The sequence below is a fragment of the Cobetia sp. SIMBA_158 genome (genome assembly GCF_046566945.1).
GTDB classification, from domain to species: domain Bacteria; phylum Pseudomonadota; class Gammaproteobacteria; order Pseudomonadales; family Halomonadaceae; genus Cobetia; species Cobetia amphilecti.
Genome location: NZ_JAWJYL010000803.1, coordinates 1 through 249, shown reverse-complemented (window position 1 = coordinate 249; position 249 = coordinate 1). Strand labels below are relative to the sequence as shown.

The 249-nt window shown below is 42.6% G+C and carries 1 pseudogene; it reads left to right on the top strand.

What is annotated here, in order from left to right:
• Positions 1-249, top strand: a pseudogene (locus R2R70_RS22040) (SAM-dependent methyltransferase); the annotation flags it as partial.

Here is a 249-nt window from a genome sequence, read left to right as displayed (position 1 = left end):
CAGCAAATTGGCAGCCAAGCCACCACTATTTGTTGTATCCAAATCCATGGCCTAAATCTAAACATATTCAACGCAGATGGCACGGTGCAGCTATATTTCCTTATATTGTTAAGTTAGGTGGCTTATTAGAAGTACGCAGTAACTGGGACATATATGTTAAAGAATTTGCAAGGGCGCTTGAACTAACCAGCCATATTTGCGAAGTGCAGTCTTATCACAGCGACGATGCAATCACCCCGTTTGAGCGAA